Genomic DNA, 9,946 nt, shown 5'->3' on the forward strand with positions numbered 1-9,946 from the left:
GGGGTTGAAGATGGGTCCTTTGAGGGTGGGGGGGGGGGGGGGGGGGGGGGGGGGGGCGGCCGGCCCCCCCCCCCCCCCCCCCCCCCCCGGTGCCCGTCACTGGGTGGCGAGGACCTGGTTGACCTGTGCCTCGGCGGTGGCGAGGAGCTTGTCGACGTCGGCGTCCTTGTTGGTGAGGAGGCCGGACATCACGTTGTCGAGGACCTTGTAGACCTCTTGCGCCTTCGGGGGCTCGGCCTTGCCGGCGACGGGGTTGTCCATGAAGGTCTTGAAGTTCGCGACCGGCATCGTGGCGTCGGTCACGCGGGCGGCGTCGTCCTTCGTCTTGGACTCGTTCAGCCAGAAGTTGGGCTGCGGGACGCCGACGGGGAGGGCGTCGCTCTTGGTGCGGGACCAGTCGAACTGGCCCTTGCCGACGGTGAGGTTCTTGAAGTTGTGCCAGGCGATGGCGGCCTTGATCTTGTCGCCGGAGATCCCCTTCTTGATCATGTAGCCGTTTCCGCCGGCCAGGGTGTTCTTCGCGCCGGGGATGGGGCCCATGCCGAAGTTCTCGTACTTCGCGCCGAGCTGCTGGACCATGTACGCGATGTCGTCGGGGGCGGCGAGGAACATGCCGAGCTTGTCGGTGGCTATCTGCTTCTGCAGGTCACCCCACTTGAGCAGCTGGGTCTTGCCCATGCTGTCGTCCTCCCAGCGCATGGCGTGGAGGTTCTTGGCGACCTGCTTGCCGAGCTCGTTGTTGAAGGCGGCCTTCTTGCCGCTCGCGTCGACGACCTCGCCGCCGACGCTGTACATCTGGGCGGTGAAGTGCCAGCCGCCGGTGTTGCCGGCGCTGTACTCGCCGAAGCCCGCGATGCCGTTGCCGAGTCCGGCGATCTTCTTGGCGGCGGTGCGGACCTCTTCCCAGGTGCGCGGCGGGGCGTCGGGGTCCAGGCCCGCCTGGGTGAAGAGCTTGCGGTTGACCAGCAGGCCCATGGTGTAGTTGCTGGTGGGGAGGCCGTACAGCTTGCCGTCCTGCTTGAGGGAGCCGAGGACGTTCGGGTCGATGTCCTTGAGGAGCGGGACGCTCTTGTCGTTGACGTACGCGGTGATGTCCGCGGCGCCGTCCTCGGAGAGCACCTGCGGCAGGTCGGTGAAGTACGTGTAGAACATGTCCGGCTGGGACTTGGCCTTGAGCATCGCGGTGAACCGCGGCGGCTCCAGACACTGGCCGGGGGTGGAGCGGCCCTCGATGGTGACGTTGGGGTACGTCTTGTTGAACTCGGCGACGTCCTCCTTCCACTCCTTGAGTTCGGCCGCCTTCGCCGCGGGGGGCATGCAGTCGATCGTGAGCGTGACCTTGGTCTTCGGGTCCAGCGGGGCGGTGGGGTCGGAGGACCCACCGCCCTCGGAACCGCCGCTGCCGTTGTTGTTGCTGCTGCTCGTGCCGCAGGCGGCGAGCGCGGTCAGCGTGAGCGCGGAGACGAGGGTGACCGCGCTGGCGCGGCGCGTACGGCGGAACCGGGCACTTCTCATGGGTGGTCCCCTTCGGGCCTGAACGTGGAGGTCGCCCCACCGCCTGTGCGTTGTGGGGCGTCGCACACTCAACCACCATCAACAAGTGAACGCAAGATATCGCGCTGATTTCGTAATTGCCTGACAGGCGAGGGCTGATGGGCGAGGTTGACTGCTCAGGAAACCGACAGTTCAGGGGCTTGCGGCCGGGACCGGGAGCCCGGTCGCGCGGGGCGGGCGACAGAACGCACGCAAGACCGATGCAAGTGGCTGCAAGCCACCTGCATCGGCCTCGCGGGGGTAGGGGCGGGATGTCCCGCCGGCCGGACTACGGGTTGACGTTGATCTTGAAGGTGGAGGTGGTGTTACGGATGTCGACCGCGTTGCCGCTCAGCCGCAGCCCGTTGAAGGTCACCTCGCCCACGGCGGGCCCCTGCCCCGACTCGGGCATCTCGTTGGCCCACAGGCCGAACCCGGACCTGGCGTCGAACGCGTCACCGCTCTTGCGCGCGCCGGTGATCGAGACGTCCGTGAACACGGTGTCCTTGATGGGGAACTGTGGCTGCCCGCCCACGTAGTTCGTCTGGAACATCACCCCGCTGTACGTGGGGTCGACGATGTCCACATGGTTCACCCTGATGCCCTGGAAGACCTTGGAGGCGGAGAACACCCAGATGCCCGGGAAGGTCTGGGAGCCCCAGAAATGGCCTCCCGCCCTGACGATGGAGATGTTCTCGAAGGTTGTGGGGTCGGTCCCGAAGCCGTTCATCGGGTAGCCGAAGTCCAGGGACGAGATGGTGATGCCCGCGTAGACGAGCGTGTCGGCGATATGGATGTTGCGGAAGGTGTTGTTGTAGCCGCCGTAGACGGCCACGCCCGCCGCTCGCCAGGTCAGGGTGGTGGTGAGGTTCTCGTAGACGTTGTTCTTCATGTCGGCGCCGCCGGCGTCGATCGCGGAGAACAGGGCGAAGCTGTCGTCACCGGTCGCCCGGGCGTCGTTGTTGACGACGTGGTTGTCCGTCGAGCCGTTGGTCATGTTGATGCCGTCGGCGAACAGGTTGCGGATCCGGGAGTTCTTGATCGTCATCCGGTCGGTGTTGGCGCCCCAGTAGAGGCACACCATGTGCTCGTTCCAGATGTCGTCGATGACGATGTCGCTGACGTTCGCGAAGTCGAAGACCTTGCCCGGTCCGTCGATGCGCGAGGTGTAGTTGCCGAAGTAGGCGAAACCCTTGAACAGCGAGCCCTTGGCCGCCGCCTCGGCGCGGAAGCCCACGTCGGTGTTGTCCTGGGTCGACGGCGCGTGGAAGGTGGTGAACCACGGACCGGCGCCGACCACCTTGACCGGCTTGCCGTACACCTGGAACTTGCTCGCCGTCTGGTAGTCGCCCGGCGGCAGGTAGACACCCACGAGCGTGCCGGTGGTGTCCATACGGACCTTGTCCAGGGCGTTCTGCACGTCCTGGTGGCCGAATCCGGCGGGCACGGCGTACGCGGCCGGATCCGGGTTCCCGACCGGGGCGACCTGCTCCAGGTTCACGAAGTCGATCGCGTACGTCGAGGTGTTCGCGGCGTCCTTCTGGAGCCGGATCCTGCTGCCCGCCTGGACGGTCTCGCCGAGGAGGAGGTGCGCCTCGTCGTAGATGTGGCGCGGTGCGCCCGAGCCCGGGGAGTTGCCGGGACCGGCCTCGGCGCCGTACAGCCAGGCGTACTTCGACGTCAGCGGGAGCGACTTCTTGAACACCCCGTCGACGTAGACGTTGATGGTGGAGTCGATGCCGCCGCCGCCCGGTGAGTCCGGGATGGAGAAGCGGGTCACCAGGGTGTTGGTCGAGCGCCGGGCGGTGAACTCGACGTACTCCCCCGTCGCGTCCAGGCTGACGGCCTTGCGGCCGGAGGCCTCGCCCGCGATGTCGCCGATGGTGCGGTTCGGCCCGGCGACGGTGGCTCCGCCGCCGACGGTGCCGTCCTCAGCCTCGTACATGTCGTACGGCATGTCGGCGCCGCGTCCGACGAAGAGGGGCTGGGTGGAGGTGTTGTTGGCGCGCTTCACCGGAAGCTCGTCGGCGTCGTCGGCGATGACCGTCTTCACCGTGTAGGAACCGTTGGCCGCCGTCCACGGGCCGAGGTTCACCTCGGCGCTCGCACCGGCCGCGAGGGCTCCGTTGTGGGCACCCGTCAGGGTCTTGACGACGGCGCCCGTCGAGTCGGTCAGGCTGAGGGTGACGCCGTGGGCGCCCGCCGCGCTCGCCGCGGTGCCCTGGTTCCTGAGGGCCACCTTGAAGGTGACGGCGTCACCGGCGGACGGGCTGGACGGGGAGGTCGTCACCGATGCGGCGACCAGGTCGGAGCTCGAGACCGGCGTGACCACCAGGGCGGTGGGCCGGGTGTAGGTGTTGTTGGACTCGTTCTGCTCGACGACGGCGTTCGCCTCGTCGGCGACGGCGCTGAGCTGGTAGCTGCCCGCGTCGCGGGCGCCGATGGAGGCGCTGACCGTGGTCTGGGCGCCGGCGGCCAGGGCGCCGACCTGCGCGGTGGCGACCTTGGTGCCGCCGAGGCGCAGCGCGACGGCGCTGGCCGGTGCGCCGGCCGGGCCGGTGTTGCGGACGGTGGCGTTCACGGTGATCGGGTCCGACTCGACGGGCGAGGCGGGCGTGGTGGTGAGGCCGGTGACCTCGAGGTCGGGGTTGGGGGCGGGGACGCCGACGACCTGGAACTCGGCGAGCTGGCCGGCCGCGGAGCCGGTGTTGGCGGTGAACTTCAGCTGGACGTCGGCGACGCGGGCGGAGACCGGGATGGTGACGGTGTTGCCGCCCGCCGGGTCGAAGGTGTAGCTCTTCGCGGCGGCGATGCCGCTGAAGCCGGTGGCGCTCTGCTCGCGGCCGAGGACCTCGACGGTCTGGCTGCGGGTCGCCCAGGCCGTGTCCGGGTTGAGCTTGAGGACGAGGCTGCCGACGTCGGCGTTGGAGCCCAGCTTGACGGTCAGGGTGTTCGGGTAGCTGCCGCCGGCTCCTTCCCAGTAGGTGCTGAGGCTGTTGTCGTTGGCGTTGGCCGCGACGAAGGTGTGGACGGTGGAGGAGGCGTTGATCTCCTTGCCGACGGCGAGGTTGGAACCGGTACCGCCGCTGCCGGTGCGGGTGACGGCGTTGCTGTCGGCGGACCGGTTGCCCGCCGCGTCCTTCGCGCGGACGCGGTAGGTGACGGTCGCGGAGGCCGGCTGGGTGTCGGTGTAGGCGGTGACGTTCCCGGCGACGCTGCCCCGCAGGACGTTGTCAGCGTAGACCTCGTAGCCGGTGACGCCCGTGTTGTCCGAGGAGGCGTTCCAGGTGAGCCTGATCTGGCCGGCGGTGGGCTCGGTGAGCGCGAGGTTCGCGGGCGCCGTCGGGGCCTGGGTGTCGCCGGTGTCGCCGGTGCGGGTGACGGCGTTGCTGTCGGCGGACTGGTTGCCCGCCGCGTCCTTGGCGCGGACCCGGTAGGTGACCGTCTGGTTCGCCGGCCGGGTGTCGGTGAAGGCGGTGACGTTCCCGGCGACGCTCGTCAGCAGGGTGCCGTTGGCGTAGACGTCGTAGCCGGTGACGCCCGTGTTGTCGGTGGCGGCGTTCCAGGTGAGCCTGATCTGGTCGGTGGCCGGCTGGGTGAGGGCGAGGTTCGCGGGTGCGGACGGTGCCTGGGTGTCACCCGAGGTCGGCCCGTAGACCTCCAGTTCGGAGAGCTGGGCGGCGGGCTGGACGCTGTTCGCCGTGACGAGGACCCGGACGTACCGGGTCGTGGCCGCGTCGAAGGTGATCGTCGCGGCCCGTCCCCCGGCGGCGTCGAAGGTGTACGCCTGGGAGGCGGTCAGATCGTTGAAAGCGGTGCCGTTGGCACTGCCCTGGATCTTGAGGGTCTGGCTGCGCGCGCCCCAGCCGTCGGGAAGCCGGAGGACGACCCGGTCGACGCGGACGGAGGAGCCGAGGTCGGCCTGGATCCACTGCGGGAGGGCGTTGTTGGTGCTCTCCCAGTAGCTGGCCCGGTTGCCGTCGTTGGCGTTGCCCGCCGTGTACACCTCGGTGTGGCTGCTCGCGGTCAGGGTGCGGCCGCTCGCCAGGTTGACGGAGGATCCGTCGGCGGCGTGCACCTCCAGTTCGGAGAGCTGTGCGGCCTGCCAGCCGGTGTTGGCGGTGATGTCGACCCGGACGAACCGGGCCTGGGTGGCCGGGAAGGAGACCGTCACGGTGTTGGCCGCGCCCGGGGCGAAGGTGTAGGACGCGGAGTTCTCGAGGGTGGCGAAGCTCGTGCCGTCGGCGCTGCCCTGGACGGACAGCGTCTGGTTGCGGCTCTCCCAGCCGGCGGGCAGCTTCAGGACCACCTCGTCCACGCGGGTGGTGGCGCCGAGGTCGACCTGCACCCACTGGGGCATGCTGCTGCCGGCGCTCTGCCAGTACGTTCCCTGGTTGCCGTCGGTGATGTTCCCGGCGCCGTACTCGGCGAGCGCGCCGGAGGCCGCGGCCGGGTCGCCCAGGGCGATGTTGGGGCCGCCCGCCGCCTGGGCGGACATCAGGGGTCCTCCCAGTGCCAGGAGGCTCGTCGCGATCACGGCGCTCAGGCTCCGTGATCTCCAGTTGCGGATGGTCATCTGTCCTCTGTCTCGCTTTCGGCCCCGTCGCCGGTCGGGCGGCGGGGCGCGACTGGGTGAGGGGGTTCCTCACGGGTGGGGGCGTGCGGGTGCGCTCCGGTGGCCCGCCGCCGCGGGCCACCGGAGCGTGGTGCAGGGGGTCAGCCGGTCCGGTTGACGACGAACTGGGAACCGGGCTCGACGAGGACGTCGCCCTCGGCCGAGTTGGTGATGGTGACGCCGGTCAGCGTCGCGCTGCCGCGGGCGCCGCTCATCGCGAGGATCCCGGAACCGTTGACCGACTTGTCGATGCGGACGTTGGTGATCTTCACGTCCGGCATCTCGCCGCCACCCGTCTTGAACTGGATGCCGTCGTAGGTCGAGTCGAGGATGTCGGTGTCCCGGATGGTGACGCCGGGGATGGGCTGGCCCTGGGCGAAGAGGGTGATGGCGCCGAACTCCTGGTCCTCGTTCCAGAACGCGCCGCCGGTGCGGTGCAGGGCGTTGTTGGAGATGAGGGTCTGGCCGGAGAAGGGCAGCGGGTCGTGGTCGGTCGCGAGCATGATCCCGGGGTAGTTCATGGTGTCCGAGATGATGTTGTTCTCGATGGTGTTGCCGTAACCGCCGTAGACCGCGATGCCGTTGGCGCGCCAGGGCAGCTGGATGGTGTTGTTGCGGAAGTGGTTGTCGTGGCCGACGTCGACCGAGGTGTCCTTGACGTACTTGCTGGCCCAGACGGCCAGGGCGTCGTCGCCGGTGTTGCGGAAGGACGAGTTGAAGACGGTCGAGTTGCGGGTGCCGTTGGCGAAGTTGATGCCGTCGGCGTAGGTGTTGCGGATCCGCATGCCGGTGAACTCCAGGCCGTCTCCGGGGCCCCACAGCTCGGGGAGGTTGGAGTAGTCGCGGCCGGCCCAGACGCCGACGTTGGCGTGCTCGATCCAGACGTTGCTGATCTTGGTGTCCTTGCCGAAGCGTCCGTTGAGGCCGACGCCGCCCTCGGCGTTGCCGTCACCGCCGCGGATCGCTCCGGAGCCGAAGATGGCGATGTCGGAGATCTGGGTGTTGTGGTCGATGTCGAAGCCGAAGTTGCCCTCGTGCGGGTGGTTGATGCCGCCGGCCTCGTGCGGCGGGGTGAGGGTGTAGAGCTGGGAGTGCCACATGCCCGCGCCGCGGATGGTGACGTCGCGGATGCCCACCTGGTTGAACTGACCGCGGTTGAGCGGGTCGTCGGTGAGGATCTTCTGCTCCTGGCGCCACTGGCCGGCGGGGATCCAGACGCAGGGGATCTGGCCGTTCTGGTCGGCGGTCACCGCGCGCTGGAGGGCGTCGGTGTCGTCGATGCCGTCGTTGGGGACGGCGCCGTACTCGGTGATGGAGACGCAGTTCGCCGGCTTGGCGGCCGGGGGCGCGACCTGCTCCAGGTCGATCAGGTCGATGATGTAGAAGGACGCCGAGTCCCCGGCGTCGCGCTGGAGGCGGAACTTCGTGCCCACCGGGTACGACTGGGCGAGCAGGGCGTGGGACTCGTCGAAGAGGCGCCGGGCGTCGCCGCCGGGACGGTTGGTGAGTCCCTCGGGGTCGTCGGTGCTGCCGTAGAGCCAGCTGTGCTTGGACGACAGGGTCAGCTTGCGGACGAAGACGTCGTTGGCGTACAGGCTGATCGTGGCATCGGCGCCGCCGCCCGCGGCGGCGTCGGGCACGGAGTTGCGCACGACGATGGAGTTGGCCGGGTTGGTGGAGGTGAACTCGACGAACTCACCGGTGGTGCCCAGCCGGACCGACTTGCGGCCGGAGGACTCCGTGGCGAAGTTGGTGTGCCCGAAGGTCCGCTTCTGGTCGGCGGTGAGCAGGGTGCCCTGGTAGCGGGCGTCCTCCGCCTCGTACTCGGTGTACGGGACGGCGGCGCCCCGGCCCACGACGAGGGAGCGCGAGAAGACGTTGTTGCTCTCGTCGGTCTCGGTGAGGGTGCCCGTGGCGTCGGCGGTCGCGGTGAGCGTGGCACCGCCGGTGGTGGCGGTCCAGCTGCCGGAGATCGGCACGTTGACCGTCTGGCCCGCGGCGATGGTGCCCGTGGTGCCGTTGAGGGTGGTGGTGCCCGCGGTCAGCCGGGTGACCGTGCCTGCGGCGGCGGTCGTGCCGCGGTTCTGGACCGCGACGGTGAAGGTGACGGCGGAACCGACGGCGGGGCTGGTCGGGTTGCTGGCGATCCCGGTGACCCGCAGGTCCGGGCCGGGGCTCTGGCCGACGACCAGCTTCACGGCGGCCGTCCGGCTGTTGTTCCCGTTGTCCTGCTCGGGGACGGTGTCGGTCGGGTCGACCACCGCCGAGACGGTGTACGAGCCCATGGGCCGCTTGCCCACGGTGACCGGGACGGTCGCCGAGGCGCCGGCGGCGAGCGCGCCGACCTGGGCGGACCCTGCCACGGCGCCTTCGACACTGACCTCGACGGTCGTGGCGGCGGACGCCGCGGTGCCGGCGTTGCGCACGGTGGCGTCGACCCTGACGGTGTCCGTCTCGGAGGGGGTGGACGGAGTCCAGGTCAGATCGGTGACGGTGAGGTCGGGGCCGGGAGCCGCCGCGCCCACGACCTGGAACTCCGCGACCTGGGCGCCGGGGGCGCCGGTGTTGGAGAAGAAGGTCAGCCGCAGGTCGGCGTAGCGGCCGGTCACCGGGATGGTGACGGTGTTCTGCCCGGTGGAGGGGTTGAACGCGTAGTCGGCCCGTGCCTTGAGCGAGGTGAAGCCGGAGGCCGACTGCTCCCGCCCGAGGACCTGGATGGCCTGGGTGCGCGGGCCCCAGACCTGGGCCGGGTTGAGCTTGACGACCACGGCCGTGACGTCGGCGTTGGCGCCGAGCTTCACCGTGAGGTCGGCCGGGAATCCGGCGGATTCCCAGTAGCTGGTGGTGCTGTCGTCGTTGGCGTTGGCCGCGACGTACGTCTGGGTCGCGGAGCTCGCCTCGATGGGCTTGTTGCGTGCGAGGTTGGTGCCGGTGGGCGGCGGGTCGACCGGGCCGCCGCTCTCTCCGTAGACCTCGACCTCGGAGAGCTGCGCCGCGTTCCAGCCGCTGTTGGCCGTCACCTGGACGCGGACGTACCGGGTCGTCGTGGAGGTGATGCCGACGGTCACGGTGTTCGACGCGGCGGGGTCGAACGCCCGCGACTGGGGCGCCGCGAGGGTGGTGAAGGTGCTGCCGTCGGTGCTGCCGAGCACGGCGACGGTCTGGGAGCGGGCCTCCCAGGTGGTGGGGAGCTTCAGGACGACGCCGTCGACGCGGGTTCCGGCGCCGAGGTCGACCTGCACCCACTGGGGGAACGATCCGGCGGGGCCTTCCCAGTAGGACTGCTGGCCGCCGTCGGTGACATTGCCGGCCGGGTAGGCGCCGTGACCGCCCGATGCCGTCGCCGTTCTGCCGAGGGCGAGGTTGGTCGCGGCCGCCGCGTAGGCGGTGACGGGCAGGAGTCCGACGGCGATCAGTCCGGCGATCAGGACGCCGATCGTCAGCCGCCAGCTCAGGATTTTGCCTCTCATATGGGCCTCTCCGTGTGCTGGGCCTCCGGCTCGGAGCCGGCACAGGGCCTCTCGCCAGGAACCCAGCGGAACTCTGACAACGAATGACGGCGGGATACAAACTTATTGAGCATTTTCGTTAATCTTTTGCGCCGCCGCGGTGTCAGGTTTCTAGCAGGTCACCGCTTTGTCAACAGCCGTGACAGAAACGGGGGTTGGGCCACCGCATCCCCGCAGGTCAACGAAAAACGGCTCCGGGGGGGGGGGGGGGGGGGGGGGGGGGGGGGGGGGGGGGGGGGGGGGGGGGGGGGGGGGGGGGGGGGGGGGGGGGGGGGGGGGGGGGGGGGGG

At 69.8% G+C, this 9,946-nt stretch carries 2 protein-coding genes and 1 pseudogene; all 3 read right to left on the reverse strand.

The annotated features are described in order from the left end of the window. Positions 1-96: 96 nt before the first annotated feature. Positions 97-1,515, reverse strand: coding sequence for an extracellular solute-binding protein (locus tag ACZ4XX_RS39905; RefSeq protein ID WP_468512716.1), 1,419 nt, complete (start codon positions 1,513-1,515; stop codon positions 97-99). A 415-nt stretch (positions 1,516-1,930) separates the two neighbouring features. Further along, a pseudogene (locus ACZ4XX_RS39910) lies at positions 1,931-6,109 on the reverse strand (discoidin domain-containing protein); the annotation flags it as partial. A gap of 140 nt (positions 6,110-6,249) precedes the next feature. Continuing rightward, a complete protein-coding gene (locus tag ACZ4XX_RS39915) occupies positions 6,250-9,618 on the reverse strand; it encodes a CARDB domain-containing protein (RefSeq protein WP_468512717.1) in 3,369 nt (1,122 codons plus the stop codon). Positions 9,619-9,946: the final 328 nt, after the last annotated feature.

The organism is Streptomyces sp. NPDC029956, assembly GCF_055574655.1.

Coding starts and splice junctions, on each gene's coding strand:
- ACZ4XX_RS39905 (WP_468512716.1), bottom strand. CDS start 1,515: ATGAGAAGTGCCCGGTTCCGCCGTACGCGCCGCGCCAGCGCGGTCACC.
- ACZ4XX_RS39915 (WP_468512717.1), bottom strand. CDS start 9,618: ATGAGAGGCAAAATCCTGAGCTGGCGGCTGACGATCGGCGTCCTGATC.